At 43.3% G+C, this 15,909-nt stretch carries 14 protein-coding genes; 2 read left to right on the plus strand and 12 right to left on the minus strand.

Annotated elements, in window-relative coordinates; genetic code table 11:
* Positions 1–97: 97 nt before the first annotated feature.
* Together K1J10_RS08375 and K1J10_RS08380 are read right to left on the minus strand one after the other, a co-directional pair.
* A complete protein-coding gene (locus tag K1J10_RS08375; protein ID WP_223356748.1) occupies positions 98–985 on the minus strand; it encodes a sensor histidine kinase in 888 nt (295 codons plus the stop codon).
* Complete coding sequence (locus K1J10_RS08380) at positions 985–1,674, minus strand: response regulator transcription factor (RefSeq protein WP_223356758.1); 690 nt, start codon at positions 1,672–1,674, stop codon at positions 985–987. Before K1J10_RS08380 ends, K1J10_RS08375 begins: the two co-directional genes overlap by 1 nt.
* Positions 1,675–1,877: 203 nt before the next feature.
* Between K1J10_RS08380 and K1J10_RS08385 the strand changes: the two genes are divergently transcribed.
* Positions 1,878–2,411, plus strand: coding sequence for a hypothetical protein (locus K1J10_RS08385; RefSeq protein WP_223356749.1), 534 nt, complete (start codon positions 1,878–1,880; stop codon positions 2,409–2,411).
* Between the two features lie 114 nt (positions 2,412–2,525).
* Here K1J10_RS08385 and K1J10_RS08390 read toward each other — a convergent pair whose 3' ends face one another.
* From K1J10_RS08390 to K1J10_RS08410, 5 genes are all read right to left on the minus strand, one after another.
* Positions 2,526–3,965 carry a 6-phospho-beta-glucosidase gene (locus K1J10_RS08390; RefSeq protein ID WP_223356751.1) on the minus strand — a complete coding sequence of 480 codons (1,440 nt, stop codon included), beginning with the start codon at positions 3,963–3,965 and terminating at the stop codon, positions 2,526–2,528.
* Positions 3,966–4,489: 524 nt separating this feature from the next.
* Positions 4,490–4,837 carry a VOC family protein gene (locus K1J10_RS08395; RefSeq protein WP_061564324.1) on the minus strand — a complete coding sequence of 116 codons (348 nt, stop codon included), beginning with the start codon at positions 4,835–4,837 and terminating at the stop codon, positions 4,490–4,492.
* A gap of 154 nt (positions 4,838–4,991) precedes the next feature.
* The gene (spxB, locus tag K1J10_RS08400) at positions 4,992–6,767 is read right to left on the minus strand and encodes a pyruvate oxidase (protein WP_048688661.1); all 1,776 of its coding nucleotides are present in this window, start codon (positions 6,765–6,767) and stop codon (positions 4,992–4,994) included.
* A gap of 334 nt (positions 6,768–7,101) precedes the next feature.
* Positions 7,102–7,734, minus strand: a complete 633-nt coding sequence (locus tag K1J10_RS08405) for an SGNH/GDSL hydrolase family protein (protein WP_061564325.1) — start codon at positions 7,732–7,734, stop codon at positions 7,102–7,104.
* 52 nt (positions 7,735–7,786) lie between these two features.
* Positions 7,787–8,620 (minus strand): HAD family hydrolase, encoded by an 834-nt coding sequence (locus K1J10_RS08410; RefSeq protein ID WP_061564326.1) that lies wholly within the window; start codon positions 8,618–8,620, stop codon positions 7,787–7,789.
* Between the two features lie 248 nt (positions 8,621–8,868).
* Between K1J10_RS08410 and K1J10_RS08415 the strand changes: the two genes are divergently transcribed.
* Positions 8,869–9,744, plus strand: coding sequence for an AraC family transcriptional regulator (locus K1J10_RS08415; RefSeq protein WP_061564327.1), 876 nt, complete (start codon positions 8,869–8,871; stop codon positions 9,742–9,744).
* Between the two features lie 92 nt (positions 9,745–9,836).
* Here K1J10_RS08415 and K1J10_RS08420 read toward each other — a convergent pair whose 3' ends face one another.
* The 5 genes from K1J10_RS08420 to K1J10_RS08440 all read right to left on the minus strand — a co-directional run bounded on the left by K1J10_RS08420 (position 9,837) and on the right by K1J10_RS08440 (position 15,686).
* Entirely contained in the window at positions 9,837–11,519 is a 1,683-nt protein-coding gene (locus K1J10_RS08420; protein WP_061564328.1) for a MutS-related protein, read from the minus strand.
* A 17-nt stretch (positions 11,520–11,536) separates the two neighbouring features.
* Positions 11,537–12,814 (minus strand): CapA family protein, encoded by a 1,278-nt coding sequence (locus tag K1J10_RS08425; protein WP_223356759.1) that lies wholly within the window; start codon positions 12,812–12,814, stop codon positions 11,537–11,539.
* Between the two features lie 237 nt (positions 12,815–13,051).
* Complete coding sequence (msrB, locus tag K1J10_RS08430; protein WP_223356753.1) at positions 13,052–13,987, minus strand: peptide-methionine (R)-S-oxide reductase MsrB; 936 nt, start codon at positions 13,985–13,987, stop codon at positions 13,052–13,054.
* 285 nt (positions 13,988–14,272) lie between these two features.
* A complete protein-coding gene (locus K1J10_RS08435) occupies positions 14,273–14,602 on the minus strand; it encodes a helicase BlpT (RefSeq protein ID WP_223356754.1) in 330 nt (109 codons plus the stop codon).
* Between the two features lie 148 nt (positions 14,603–14,750).
* Complete coding sequence (locus tag K1J10_RS08440; protein WP_223356756.1) at positions 14,751–15,686, minus strand: dihydroorotate oxidase; 936 nt, start codon at positions 15,684–15,686, stop codon at positions 14,751–14,753.
* Positions 15,687–15,909: the final 223 nt, after the last annotated feature.

The following is a 15,909-nucleotide window of genomic DNA, read 5'->3' on the forward strand; positions in this document are numbered from 1 at the left end:
TGTGTGAATACTTACAGTTTACCCCAATGAAACGCTATGAGTTTTTTTGTTGCACTATATTTTACAATTTATCATAACAAAAAGGCTTGAGCACTGCTCAAGCCTTTTTTCTTAGTGTAATGGTCAAAATAAACCAGTCTGCATCTGTTGCCAGTTGCAAGTCTCCCCCTAGGATCTCTACAAAATTTTGAATGATGTAGAGGCCTAAGCCAGAAGACTCCTCTGTATCCGATAGATTTTCTGAGTAGAAGCGACTAGCCAACTGGTCTAAGTGCTGGATCGGTTGTTGCACAATATTGCGCAGCTCGACCCGAATCGTGTCCTCATCCGACATCAAGGTCAAGCGGGCCTGATCCTTCCCATGCTTGAGGACATTGCTGAGCATATTTTGCAAGAGGCGCTCCCAGAGCTCCGGATCCGTAGCATAATGAAGATGTTCCTCCATCTCCACTTCTAAGTCAATCCCCGCTTCAGACAAGCTATCATAATACTGGAATAACTGTTGGGTTAGCACTTGGCTGAGATTAACGTCTGAAATCCGAGGCTGAATAGCTCCCTCCATCAAGCGTCTGTATTCCAAGAGAGATTCCAGGCGTTTTGAGACGACTTGAAGATTGGAAGCAATTTTCTTCAGCTTTTCCTCTTCCTGCGTCCCACCCTTGATGATTTGTTGGGTATAGCCCGATGCAATGGTCAAAGGCGTCCGGATATCATGAGCAATATTACTGATGGCCATATCCAAGGTCTTTTTCTCTTGAAAGGCAATCCGATTGGTCCGCTCGATTTGATCAAAGAGATCACTGACCTGCTTGGTCAAGGCGACCATTTCTTTTTTTGAAACACGTGACGTTAACCGCACCCCACTCCCATTTTGGAGCTTCTTTTGAATTTGCTCCTGCAAATCTTTGAGAGCAGAGAGTAGGCGAAGGTAGCCAAGTCCCAAGAGAAGGACAAGGACGACTAGAATTAGAACCAATCCCCACATTACTTGTCTCCTTTCAAGCGAACACCCAAGCCCCAGACGGTTTCAATGTAATCCTCATTAGGATCAAGTTGGGCAATTTTCTTTCGAAGATTGCTTAATTGGGCATTAAGTGTATTGTCTCCAGGCAGATAGACCTCTTCCCAGACCGCCTCATACAATTCTTCCTTGGTGAAAATTTTCTTTGGATGTGCCAGCAAGGTCTCAAAAATTTGAAATTCTTTTTTGCCCAAGCGAAGCGTCTGTTCGCCAGACTCCAGTTCAAAGGTTTCTGAATTCAGGACCAAATTCTTAAAGGAAAGCTTTTGCGACGCTTGAGCTTCCTGTGCCGGAGAGACGTGATTTCGCAACTGCACCGTCACCCGAGCCGCCACTTCGTCCAGATTAAAGGGCTTAACAATATAATCATTGGCACCGGCAAGGAGGTACTGGCTAATGAGGTGTTTGTCTCCAAGAGCCGTCATCATGATAACAGGCACCTGACTCTGCAAACGGATCTCCTCCAGGACCTGGTCCCCATTTTTCCCTGGAAGCATGATGTCCAGGAGGACCAAATCAATGGCTTCTTGCTGGAAGAGCCGCAGCCCTTCTGTACCTGAAAAAGCCTGAAGCACCTCATGGTCTTCACTTAAGAGACTGTATAAAATTTCTTGGATATCATTATTATCCTCGATTAATAGAATCCGTGCCACTTGCCTCGCTCCTTTTTCCTTTGAACTCCAAATCATTTCTATTCCCCTAGCCTATCAAATAAAAGCTCCTTCGTCAATGAAAATCTGATAAAATTCTATTGTCTCCAGGTAGATCTGCATGTTAGGTCATCACAGGATGAACTTGACTATCCTTTCTTTCAAAGGGTATAATGGGTCCAATGACACAATAGGGAGACTCATCTATGAAAAAAAATGCCAAAACTAAAATCAGCCTTGTATCCATTCTCGTTATCCTGGGCGTTGCTGGAAGAATGATGCGAGTCATCCACCGACACCAAATTAGAGAGCAACAAAAGCAAACTATCCAAACGACTAAAAAGGTTGCAGAGTTTCAGAAAACACTAGACGAGGAAGAAACGAAGAAACGCAACGAAACCTTCAACAAGATTTTTAATGAATCCCTAGTTCAGAAAAATTTTGAAAATTGGCAAAAAGTCGATGAACTTCATGGTTTGGGACAAAGAACTGGACAATTTTATATCTATAACTTTGAAAAAAGAGAAGAGATTCTCTTAGAAAATACAGATCAAGCATTTGTTCTACCCATTCGAGACAAGAGTGATAACGTCACATTTCAGGCTATTTTTGCCCACAAGGACGGCCAGTGGCACATCATGAAGCCAGACGGAAGTTCGCAGTTGCAACTAGGAGAAGCCAACATTTCCGCTGAATCTAAGTTTGTCATCGAGAACAATGTCTTAGACTACGACCAGTAAATCCATAGTGACTTGGTTTAACTACATACAAAAAGCTTAGGGCCCCAGCTTGTGGTTGGGATTCTAAGCTTTTTAGTTTATAGGGGAGAGTCGGCCAGCAAGGACCGAAAACTTTTATTTAACAGAAGCTCCATTGGTCGCAATGACTTCTTTGTACCAATAGAAGGATTTCTTACGTGAGCGGACTAAAGTTCCTTTTCCTTCATTGTCCCGATCAACATAGATAAAGCCGTAGCGCTTCTTCATTTCTCCAGTCCCGGCAGAGACCAGGTCAATACAGCCCCAAGTCGTATAGCCCCAGAGGACAACACCATCTTCGTTAATAGCATCTCGCATGGCCTTGACATGGGCAGCCAGGTAGTCAATCCGGTAATCATCCTCAATCTCCCCTGCTTCATTTGGTGTATCAACTGCCCCTAATCCATTTTCCACGATAAACATCGGCTTTTGATAACGATCCCAGATGGTATTGAGGGTAATGCGTAGACCAAGAGGGTCAATCTGCCAACCCCATTCCGAGCTTTCTAGGTAGGGGTTCTTCAGAGAGGCAAAGATATTGCCCGCTGTTTTCTCCCTTTCAGCTGGATCCCCTGAAGCGACCCGACTGGCATAGTAGGAGAAGGAAATAAAGTCCACTGTATGGTCTTTCAACAATTGAAGGTCCTGTTCCGTCATCTCAACCGTGATTCCCTGACGCTCCCACTCTTTCTTGGCATAGTTAGGGTATTCCCCACGCGCCTGCACATCGATGAAGAAATAGTTCTTGCGGTCTTCTTCTAGACCAGCCCAGACATCTCGTGGAGCACAGGTATGCGGATAGTTTTGCCCTGCTGCCAGCATACAGCCGACCTTATTGTTAGGATCAATCTCATGGGCTAGCTTGGTAGCAATGGCTGAAGCGACCAACTCATGGTGAGCCGCCTGGTATTTGACTTGCTCCTCATTCTCCCCTTCTTCAAAGCAGAGACCTGCTCCCATAAAAGGCGCATGAAGGATCATATTGATCTCATTAAAGGTTAGCCAGTAGTTGACCAAGCCCTTGTAGCGAGTGAAGAGGGTCCGGCAGAGACGTTCATAACATTCCAACATCTTGCGACTGCGCCAACCTCCATACTCAGTAATCAAATGCATGGGACAGTCAAAGTGGGTAATGGTCGCCAAGGGTTCAATGCCATACTTGTGGCACTCCTTAAAGAGGTCTTCATAGAACTGTAGACCTGCTTCATTTGGCTCAAGTTCATCCCCTTTCGGGAAAATCCGAGACCAGGCAATGGACAAGCGATAAGTTTTAAAGCCCATTTCCCCAAAGAGCGCAATGTCTTCCTTGTAGCGATGGTACATATCAATGCCATCCTTAGCCGGATAAAAATAGCCCTCTTCAAAGTCGAACATCTTTTTCTGACCCGTAATAATGGCATGACGGTCAGGCCCAATCGGCACCACATCCACATTGGCCAAGCCACGGCCGTCTTCATTATAAGCTCCCTCACACTGGTTAGCAGCCGTCGCCCCACCCCAAAGGAAACCATCTGGAAATTGAAGTCTATCGGTCATCTCTCTACCTCACTTGATTTGATAGTTCTATTATACCCTTCTCTAACCCAAAAATCTTACAGCATCCTAGGAAAAACTGATACTATTCTAAGGTATCTAACACACTCATACAAGAAAACAGATCGGACGAATCCGATCTGTTAAAATGCATACTCTTTTGCCAAATATAATATTTTGCTTTCTTAAATCTAATAAATTCTGTTAAAATAGAAAAATTTTATTCGTTAGAATTATTCAATCATCTACTGAAACTTTCCGCCGTGAGAAAAGTGCTAGAAACACGATTGTTTCTAGCACTCGGGAGTTTTGAAACTTTAGGTTCAAAACTAAGTCATGGAACTTCCTGGATTGCTGAAATCATCCACTGGATAATTTCACCTAACGTCCGTACTCACCTAAGGAAAGTTTCAAAGAAGATTTTGTCTTTAATAAAAAAGACCGGATGGCTCCAATCTTTTCTATAGTTCATTTTCTCAAATTCTATTTTAAGAATAGCTAAGGTTGGCGTTAAATGACCACGCCTCCTATTTCATACGATAAAAATCAATCACTAGACCTGCTGGACCACTTACTAGCAGGGATTCGGTTCCCCAATCAGTTACAGCTGGACCATTTAAAACCTGGATACCAAGATCTTTCAACCGTTGGTAGTTCTGCTCTACATCCTCAACTTCAACGTGAAGAATGATTCCTGACTGGAAATTTTCCAAAGGTATCAAATGGTTTTGGGATAACATGAGACAGTGACTGCCAATCGTGAACTGAGCAAAACTTTGGTCAACATAGTCCGCCTTTTTGTCCAAGATACGCTCCAAGCTAGCACATACTTGGGGAACATTTGAAACGATGATATCTAATTGATTTAAATTCATTTACTATCCTCCAGAAAAAGACCGGATAGCTCCGATCTTTTCAAGTTCTGCTCTAAGAAAATCAAAGTATAAACAAGGCATCGAACCGCAGACAGTACTGGAGTACGGCAAGGTGAAGATAACGCAGTTTACATTTGATTTTCGACGAGCAGGATTATTTGATTGCGCGTGATTGCAACCCTTCTTCTTCCAAGAAGAGGCGGAATGGTACAAGCTCTTCAGCTTCGTATTTTTCTTTGAAGGCTTTAATAGCTTCTTCTGAGTGTTGTTTTGGATCCAACTCAAGTACTTCTACTGGAAGTGGACGATGTGGAGTGATGTGAGCATCGATAACAACAGTTTTACCTTCTTTGTTCAATTTAACAGCTTCAGCAACGACTGCGTCGATGTCTTCGATACGGTCAACTGTAAATCCAATAGCTCCTTGAGCTTCAGCGATTTTCGCATAGTCAGCATTAGGGAAGTCACAACCAAACAAGTGTTTGTTTGTGTCTTCGTATTTGTCCTTGATGAAGGCATATTTACCATTTGAGAAGACAACGTTGATAACTGGAAGGTCGTATTGAACGTTTGTGATAACGTCTGGGTAGCACATGTTGAATGCACCGTCACCCATGATGTTCCATACTTGGCGATCTGGATTGTCTTTCTTAGCAGCGATACCACCAGGAAGGGCAATACCCATTGTCGCAAAGAGTGGAGATGTACGCCACATGTTCTTAGGTGTCATGTGAAGGTGACGAGTTGATGTTTGAGTAGTGTCACCTACGTCGATTGAATAGATAGCGTCTTGATCAGCATGTTTGTTGATTGCATTGTAAACTTGATACAATTGCAATTCACCCTCAGTTTTACCTTCGAGTTTGTTCATGTAATCACGCCAGTTTTGGTTATTCTTAACGTTTGCACGCCACCATGGAGTAGATTCAACTGGATTCACTTTATCAAGGATTGCTTTCGCTGCTTGACCTGCATCACCAAGGATTGAAGCGTCTAGGGCATGACGTTTACCAAGTTTGTAAGGGTCGATATCGACTTGGATGAATTTTTCAGTATTCTTAAATGCTTCGTAAACTTCAGCAAATGGGAAGTTTGAACCAAGGAAGAGAACTGTGTCTGCTTCGAAGACTACTTCGTTGGCTGGTTTCCAACCAACACGGTAAGCAGAACCTGTCAAACCTTCGTAGTTCCATTCGAAAGCTTCAAAGTTTTTACCAGTTGTGATGATTGGTGCTTTGATTTTACGTGACAATTCAGTAATCACTTCACCAGCTTTAACGCCACCGTAACCAGCATAGATCACTGGGCGTTCAGCATTGTTCAAGATTTCAACAGCTTTATCGATTTCAACTTCGTTCAAAGCAGGAGCGATGAATGAACGCTCGTATGAACCTGAACCGTAGTATGAGTTTTCGTCGATTTCTTGGAAACCAAAGTTTACTGGAATTTCAACGACAGCTGGACCTTTTTTAGAAACGGCAGCACGGCAAGCTTCGTCAATCACTTTTGGCAATTGCTCTGCATAAGCTACACGTTTGTTGTAAACAGCGATACCGTTGTACATTGGGTTTTGGTTCAATTCTTGGAAGGCATCCATGTTCAATTCGTTAACTGGACGTGATCCAAGGATAGCAAGGAATGGAGTGTTATCCATAGCTGCATCGTAAACACCGTTGATCAAGTGAGTCGCACCTGGACCACCTGAACCAACTGCAACACCGATAGAACCGCCAAATTTAGCCTGCATAACCGCTGCAAGAGCACCTGTTTCTTCGTGGCGAACTTGCAAGAAACGGATATCTTTGTCTTCAGCCAAAGCGTCCATGAGTGAGCTGAGTGTTCCTGATGGGATACCGTAGATCGTGTCTACGCCCCATGTTTTCAATACGTTGAGCATTGCTGCAGATGCTGTAATTTTCCCTTGAGTCATAATGATAACTCTCCTTCAATAAAAATAATTGTCAGTCTTTGAACTGAATTCGACAAAGAGTGAAAACGTTTCAAATAACTTTACTATATCAATTTATCACGTTTTATTGTCCTTGTATAAGAATTTGCTCACTGAATGCCTGGAACTATTACATAACACAAAGCAAAAATCTGTTCTGTTTCTGCCAACTATTTTATAACAGAAGTCATAAACCGCATAAGAACAAGGTTTTTTCTTGTTGTAGAATTAGTACAAAATAGAGTATTTTCCCAAACTGTTTTATAAAAGACATTAAAAAATCCTAGCTGGAAATCATTTTCCTTGCTAGGATGGGTTATATTTCACTTTGAAAAGCCTTACTCAAGACCCTGTATCCTTCAATTGTTAAATGAAGACCATCTGTTGTATAAGCCGGTTTGAGCTGACCATCCTCTCCAAGCAAATGGTCAAAAACATTGATAAATTCAACATTTATCATCCCCTGAGCCAGTTCGTGGTAGGCCTGGTTCAAGGTCTGAATCTTCTGATTAGTCCGGATATAAACTGTCCCCTTGTAGGGCTCTCCCTCATTCACAGGAAGAACCGAAACGAGTTTGATTTGCGCCAAGGGCAAGAGTCGTACCATCTCCTGCAAGATGATGCTCATGTTATCAATGGTTTCCGACAGGGGCATTTCCTTACCAATGTCATTAGTTCCAATCAGCAAAAAGACCTTGTCCACTGCTTGACCAAAAATGTGGGCATCTAGATGCTCTCTTAAGAGGTCTGTCTTGTAGCCTCTAATCCCCCGATTCACCATATACTGATCCGTCAACAGCAACTCTTGAAGGGGATAGTATTCGACGATAGAGTCTCCTATAAAAAGAATATCGGGTTCCCTCAAAGGATTTTGATTCAGTTCTCGGTAATTCTTCTGTATTTTTGCCTGTTCTTTCAACAGCCAGGTCTCCAATAATTGTACAGCCATAAAGGCTCCTTTCGATTCGTATAGTAGAAACTGTGCAAGGTAGGATAAGGTCCTAGTCGAAGCTGAGCCTTCCATCCAAGTAAGCTTCGATGACTTCGTAGACCCCATGATTCTGATGAGAAGGCGCCGTAAAGCGGGCCGCTTGTCGCGCATGATGATCCGCATTTTCCATTGCATAGGAATAGGTCGCTAACTCAAGCATCTCGACATCGTTTTGGCTATCGCCAAATGCCATCAGATGCCCACCATCCACGCCCCAGCGTTCTTCTAAGAATTGAATGGCCGTAGCCTTATTGACACCCGGTTGCAGAATATCAATGGCCCCATAGCCACTAGCTGCAGGAAGTAGGCGCTCTCCAAACTTTTCTCGTAACTCTTGCACAAAGTCTTCGACTTTTTCAGTCTCCGTGACGACACTTAGCTTCAAAACTTGCTGGCCATGTTCATGGGCCAAATCATCCACAAAGCACATCCGTTTGTAAAAAGCAGCTGCTAACTCAGGCGTCATCAATTGCTCTAAAAGAGGAAACTCTGTTCCTTTCTTGGCATAGCCTCCCGATAAGCTACTAACGACCAGGTGGAGTTCTTCTTCTCGGCCTTCTAGATAATGCAAGACCTCCTGCACTAGCTCTTCCGGCCAGCTACACTCTCGGATAAGCTTTCCCTTCTCTAATATCCGTGCCCCATTAGCCAGCACCAAGGTGACGCGATCTTTCAAGTCTCCCAATACATGAGCCATACGGCTATAGCCGTTCCCTGTCGCAATGACAAAGGGAATCCCTCTTTGGTCTAGCTGATCCAAAATGCGGCTCAAGCGCTCATGGTCTACTTCTCCTTGCTCGTCCATCAAAGTGCCATCCATATCTGTCGCAATCATTTGTAGCATACTGCCACCTCTTTCCATCTTTCCCCTATTATACACCATTCCCTCATCATTTTGGAGACTTCTCTCCCTTAAATTGCCCCTCTCCTCCTTCCTTAAAATTTAAGAAATTCCATCGAATCCTCTTTAATTTTTGGTCCAATTTTATTATAATATAGATAGTAGATTTCCCCTGTATGAGTAACTAGCAGACCCTTTCACACACCTGGTAAAAACGTCTGCTACTCCCGAAAAAGATCTAAGAGGTAGGCATGAACACAAAGACCTTATACCGCCAAACATCCTTTCCCAATAGCGATTTCCCTTTTTCAATCAGACAGATTAGAACACAAAATGGACAGCCAGATATCTTATTTCACTGGCACACCGATATTGAGATTATTTATGTCAATGAAGGGACTGCTCAGTTCCATATCGACTATGAATATTTTAATAGTCAGCCTGGTGATATTATTTTGATCCGCCCCAATGCCCTCCACTCCATCCACCCCATCCAGAGTTCTTCCCATACCATGGATGTCCTGCATTTTAATCTGGACCTGATTGGGATTACCCATAAAAATATCGCCACTCTAAAATATTTACAACCCCTCTACAATGGGGATTTTGAATTTGTCCGACGCATTCAAGCCCAATCACCCGGTTACGAAGAAATCAAACAGAGCCTCTTAACCTGTATGGCAAACGGAAGAGAACAAGGCCCTTTCTATGAACTCCGACTTAAATCCCAGCTCAATGAACTCCTCTATCTCCTCTTCTCCCACAACTATATCGTCGAGAAGAAGTTCTCAACGGACGCATACCGGAGAGAAGAAAAAATCCGTTTGGTCCTCGATCATATTTCGAACCATTACCAAGAGGAGCTCATGATCGAGCATTTGGCAGAGCTGTGCCATTTTAGCCCGACCCACTTTATGAATTTCTTTAAGAAACAATTAGGGATCTCTTGCATGGAGTACATCATTCAATATCGACTGAAAAAAGCGGCCCATCTCCTCCAGCATTCCGATCAGGCAATCATTGATATCGCGAGCCAATCCGGTTTCAACAACCTCTCAAACTTTAATCGCCAGTTCAAGAAATACTATCAGGTCACTCCAAGCCAATACCGAAAAGCTTGTCTTTAACCAATAGAACAAATAATAAAAGCACATGAAACACAAGTGAAGTTTGCGTTTTATGTGCTTTTAATGTTTTTCAACAGAAGATCTGATACAACCTAGCAACCTTCCTCTTTATCACTCAACATTCTATTTAAAGACCATTTCCCTGTCTTTTCATATTGTCCAATTAATTCTTGGGAAGTTCGAGTGATTTCCGAAGGGAAATGGAGGCTTTTTAATGTATTGACCGCATTCTTCGTTACTGCAGCTCCCTGCTTTATCTGATAATCAAAGACGATTTTCCCGTCAACATAGCGACTGTCAAAATGATAATTATCATTGACTGCACCAGATGCAGCAACCAGCTCAATATCATGGCTTGAAATCATATACAGGCAATCGTGTCTCGATAGCCAGCGGACAATCCCTAAGCCAGAGCCAATTCGCTCAATGGTATTGGTTCCCTTAAAGAGTTCATCAATAAAGAAATAATGAAAACCTGACTTTTCCAGACTCTCAATCATTCGGAGAATTGTTTTGCTCTCTGTAATAAAATAACTATCTCCAATCTCGATATCATCGCTGACATCCATAGAAGTCATGACATGTCCATAAGAAAGCTCCAAACTTTCGCCATAGGCGAAGCCCAAGCCCTGCGCTAAAATACAGTTAATGGCTACCATTTTCAGATAAGTGGATTTCCCAGAGGCATTATCCCCACTAATCACCATATTCTTTTCAAAACTAACGTCGTTAGCAACCGGATCTGCTAGTAAAGGATGGTAGATCCCCTTTCCTTTAATCCCAGTCTCTTCATTAAAATTGGGATGACAAACCAAATTACCATCACGCTTATGGCGTAGAAGGCTGATGGCTACTTCCAATTCGCCCAAAAGATTGATTGTTTCCTGTGCTTCTTTCTGATGAGTCCTCACTTGCTGATAGATATAGATTTGAGCAATCTGAGGAATTAAGAAAAGAAAATTAAGGTAAATCAGGATAATTTCCATCTCGGAGCTTCCTGTTGGACTTTGTAAGATACTGGAAATGACTTTCGTCTTCTTAAATGGTTGGACAGCCTGTTTGAGGGTTTCTTGTTTTGGTAGTGCTAGACGGCTCAGCTTTTCCGCTGAAGCAAAGATACGAACCAAGTAACTAACTTGATCCAAGCGCAGTTTATTCGACCAATTCCGAATGCTCGAAAAAATGATATTAAACGTCACACTCGCTATCAAGACTGACATGGCTTGAATTTTAAAAAACGGAAGAAAGAAAAGAGAGAGGACTGGCAAACACGCTAAAAAAATATAGAGAGAAAGATAAATCCTCGAATCTTGCTTCCCTGGATTCGCCACAATACTTCTAGCCATATTGTGGTTCTTTTTTCCTAACTGGTTCATAACAACCTGAACCTTCAGACGAAGATCCGGGTGATGTTCAAAGAAATCTTCTAACTCCTGCAAAGATGCATCTGGTTGAAAGTTTATCAAACGCATCTTCTGATACAAGGCCTCTGCCCCAATACTAGACTGTGTATGGTTCAGCTGATCAAAGACTCTATGCATGTCTAAATCATGCCAAGTTTGACCATCTACTTGACTATCCGTTGGCTGGAATGTAGATGCCAAAAGCATCGTTTCCACTAAACTCTCTTCACTATCATTTTTTATAAAAAAAGGTTTCCCCTCCCAAGCCTTGGCTAAATTTTTTCTCAGACGAATCGTTGATATCCGATTTGTTAGAACCATAATGATAATCAGTCCAACAAATCCAATTGGTAACCACTCCAGTTTGTCCATTCCTTAATCCTCCCTTCCTATTGCCAATTCAGATTCACACGTTCCTTTACTTCCTGGTAGGCTGTATCGACACGCGCCTTTGTTTCATCATCCAATTGATCCCGGTACTTGCCGCCTTCAATCCAGTCCTCCAAAATATAGGTCTGGAAATGATAGAGTTCATAGCCTTCAGGAGAATAACTGTCCTTTGGCGTCCGGTTGACCCAAGTAGGATGAGCTGTGGCCGTTTTGATCCGTGTCTTACGCCCTACCTTCTCAATGGTTATATCCATCAGGACACCCCGTTCGGTCCATTGGGCATTGTCTATCTCTTCCATGGTTTCCATCCGCTGATTGGAAAGGAAATTCCCCATAGAATAAATGATCAATTTCTGTTGCCCATCCTTATCCACAATCTCAGCAGGCTGGACGACATGAGGATGACCACCCAAGACGATATCAGCTCCCCAAGAAATCATCTTATGGTATAGCTCCTTTTGTTCCTCTGATGGCTCTAACTCATATTCAATCCCCATCTGAGGCATGACAATAGTTACGTCCGCTTCCATCTCAGCTTTTTGGATTTCTTGACGCATCCGCTCCTCATTGAGGTCCGATAGACGATTATCATAGTCCTCTTGTTCTAGATTATATTCCATCCCATTAAATCCGTAGGAGTAGGCCAAAATTGCAATCTTGATTCCATTTACCTCCTTGATCAGGATAGGGGCTTGCTCTCTCGCCTCATGCGGGTAGACACCAACCGTTTGGATCCCCGCGTCTTCAAAAGCCTTGGCAGTCGAAAATAGCCCTTCCAAGCCAGAATCGAGGATATGGTTATGTCCCAGGTCCATCACCTGATAGCCTGCATCCTTAATCGAAGCAACCACCTCCCCAGGGGCATTGAAAATCGGATAGCCCGAAAGCCCATAATCCGAATTAATGGTCCCTTCAAAATCCCCCAAGACCAGATTCCCTTGCTTCAACCATTCCTGAGCATAGTGATAATTCTCAGAAAAATCATAGCTTCCATCTTCCTTGGCGGCACTCATATAAATCAAGTCATGATAGAGTTGATCTCCATTTGCCATGATCCGAGCCGTATGAGGTAACTGATCCGGATGAACTTCTTCTTGCTTTTCAACGACTTCCGGCATTTCTAGCGCTGTAATGGGAAAACCATTCCATTTTTGAACCCACAAGACCAGATTTGCTGCCGCAAATACTGTAATCAGCAAACCATAGACAAACTGTTCGTTGGTCAGGCGAAAAGCAGTCACCTTTCCCAATCCAATATCAAGCCATTCATTGAGCATCCTGAGGATATCTTTCCCGAGCTCACTCCATCTCTTTAGGAGATCCTTCCAATTCTTCATCTTCTTCTCTTCCTATCCATTTCTCTTGCTCTTGCCAAAGGCCCCTCCGTCATCTGTCAGGCCTTTTTTTCATTGTAACACAATTTTGACAAAAGAAAACAGACTGACCTAAACTTCCATGAATAGATAAATGGAGGGACTAAAAAGAGGGCTTACAGCCCCCTCTCCATCATTCTTTTAGTGCATCTGCTTGAGTAGATCCCCGTATCCCTCTACCTCCATCTCCTCTTTCGGAATAAAGCGCAGAGAGGCCGAATTGATACAATAGCGAAGGCCACCTTGTTCTCTTGGCCCATCGGTAAAGACATGGCCGAGATGGGCATTGCCTGAGCGGGAACGAACTTCAATCCGCTCCATCCCGTGGCTAAGATCCTGGTAATAATGAACGACATCTTTGGCAATAGGGCGAGAGAAACTCGGCCATCCACAGCCAGACGCAAACTTATCATTGGCAAAGAAAAGAGGCTCTCCAGTCGTAATGTCCACATAGATTCCCTCTTCAAAGGTCTGGTCATAGGCATTGTGGAAAGGTCGCTCTGTCGCACTCTCTTGAGTGACTTGGTACTGCTCCTCTGTCAATCGTGTCTTTAATTCTTCTTGACTGGGCTTGGGATAGGTTGCCGGATCAATCAAGGGTTGGTCAGCATCCATCACATCGATATGGCAATAGCCCCCAGGATTCTTCTTGAGGTAGTCTTGATGGTAGTCCTCCGCTAGGATGTAGTGACGCAAAGGTTCTAGCTCAACCGCTATTTTGTGGCCAAGTTGCTCCTCTTCTTCCGCAAACACTTGGGCGATCACCTCACGGTCCGCATCGTCCAGGTAATAGACACCCGTCCGGTACTGGCGACCTCGATCATTTCCCTGCTTGTTCATGGACAAGGGATCGATCACCCGGAAATAGTAGAGCAGAATCGCTCGTAAGGAAATCTTATTTGGATCGTAGATGACTTGCACGGTCTCTGCATGATCCGTTTCCTTAATCAGTTGGTAATTGGTCGCTTCTACCTGGCCATTGGCATAGCCCACCGTCGTCTTTTCTACACCCGAAATCCGAGAGAAATACTCCTCTAAGCCCCAAAAACAGCCACCTGCTAGATAAATCTCTGCCATCTTTTTTCCTCGCTTCCTGCATTCCCTATGTGGAACGCTTGACATCTATTAGCTCCATCATAATCCAAGAGCATCAGATTTTCAAGGATTCTGCATCAAAAATCCCTTCTACTATACTAGTAAAAGGGATAAAGGCACTCACTCCCACTTATTTTTCAAATAAGAAAAAGAGCGAGTAACCAAGATTACGTAGAGATACTAAAAACTGATGGAAAAAATCATGCATGAGAGACATGACCCACACCTCCTCTCAATCTCTGACCTTCCTAAGCATCGTTGTCAAGATTAAAGAACCACCGTCGGTCCATACACCTGCAACTGAGGCTTCACAACTTCGTAATGCCAATGATCATAAGCTCGCCAGGCTTGATAGGCCTCTTCACTCAAATCGAGCTCCCCCAGACCAATCAATAAACTGGTACTTTGATAAAATTTTTCCAACTCAATCAACAGGCGATTGTCTACCTGTCTTGCCTTCACTAAAACTTCCAAAATATGATTTAGATTTCCCTCAAATCGAAGGGCATCTGGACTGGTTTTGCATTCCCTAGAAAAGGCTGTTTGGAGAGTTTCGATCATGGTCTTTGCCTCTTGAACCACATCCCTTTCTCCCATCGCAATCACCTTCCTTCTCACCTCCATTGTACACCTTTTTCTCTCTATAAAAATGGAAAATCTTTAAAACTAGGAACAGATTCTCTCTCTTGACAAGAATCCATAAAAAATCCCCAAGTATCCACTTGAGGAAGTTCTTTTCGAAGGTTTAGTCAATGTAGTGCAGTTTCCCCCGGAAGTCTTCTAGGCTTTGGTAGCCTTTTTCTTCCATGATGTCTTTGAGTTCCGTAGTAATGCGCTCGAAAGCCCCTACTCCTTCTTTATGAAGTGTGGTTCCGATTTGCACCATACTAGCGCCACAAAGGATATGCTCAAAGGCATCGCGACCGGTCAAGACGCCACCTGTCCCTACAATCTGAATTTCTGGATTCAACCGTTGGTAAAAGGCATGGACATTGGCCAGAGCAGTTGGCTTGATGTATTCTCCACCAATCCCACCAAAGCCGTTCTTAGGGCGGATCACTACGGATTCATCCTCGATGTAGAGGCCATTTCCGATCGAGTTAACGCAGTTGACAAACTTAAGCGGGTATTTGTTAAAAATCGTTGCAGCTTGATCAAAGTGAACAATATCAAAGTAAGGTGGTAACTTGATGCCAAGAGGTTTGGTGAAATAGGCAAAGACCTCTGACAAGATTCGATCAGTCGTCTCAAAGTCATAGGCGATCTGGGGTTTCCCAGGGACATTGGGACAGGAAAGGTTCAACTCCGTCAAACCTCTAAAATCACTGTCTTCTACCTTTTTCAAGATGGTATGGGTTTCCTCCGGGGACATTCCGACTAAAGACAAAAAGAAAGTCCGATTCGGATCAGAAGTTTGTAACTCAAGGAGGTAATCTAAATAATAATCCAAACCTTGGTTGGGAAGCCCCATTGAGTTAATAGATCCTAGTGGCACATCTTGGTAGCGTGGCTCTGGGTTCCCTTGACGATACTCCAAGGTCGCAGTCTTCGTCACAAATGTTCCCGCAGCAGAATTCTTTACTTCTTCAAGTTCTGCAATTGTCATACAGGCTACACCCGCGGCATTCATCAGGCAGTTGTCAAACTCAAAACCTGCAATAGTTGTTTTTGTCGATACCATCTTCTTCTCCTTGAAATGAATTCTTACAGCTATTATAGCACGAAAAGGAGGATTCACAGTTAGAAAACTAAAATAGCCCAAGAAACGTACGGAAATAGAAAAAATTCACCATAAACGTTATCAATTCATTTTCTATATAGAGAAAAAAACCCCAATTGTCAAGTCAAGTGCAACAAAGTCATTCCTCTGATTAAGCGAGTGTTCTTCCAGCTGTTTGAGCTAG

It is taken from the genome of Streptococcus australis (genome assembly GCF_019930045.1).
Taxonomy (GTDB): domain Bacteria; phylum Bacillota; class Bacilli; order Lactobacillales; family Streptococcaceae; genus Streptococcus; species Streptococcus australis_D.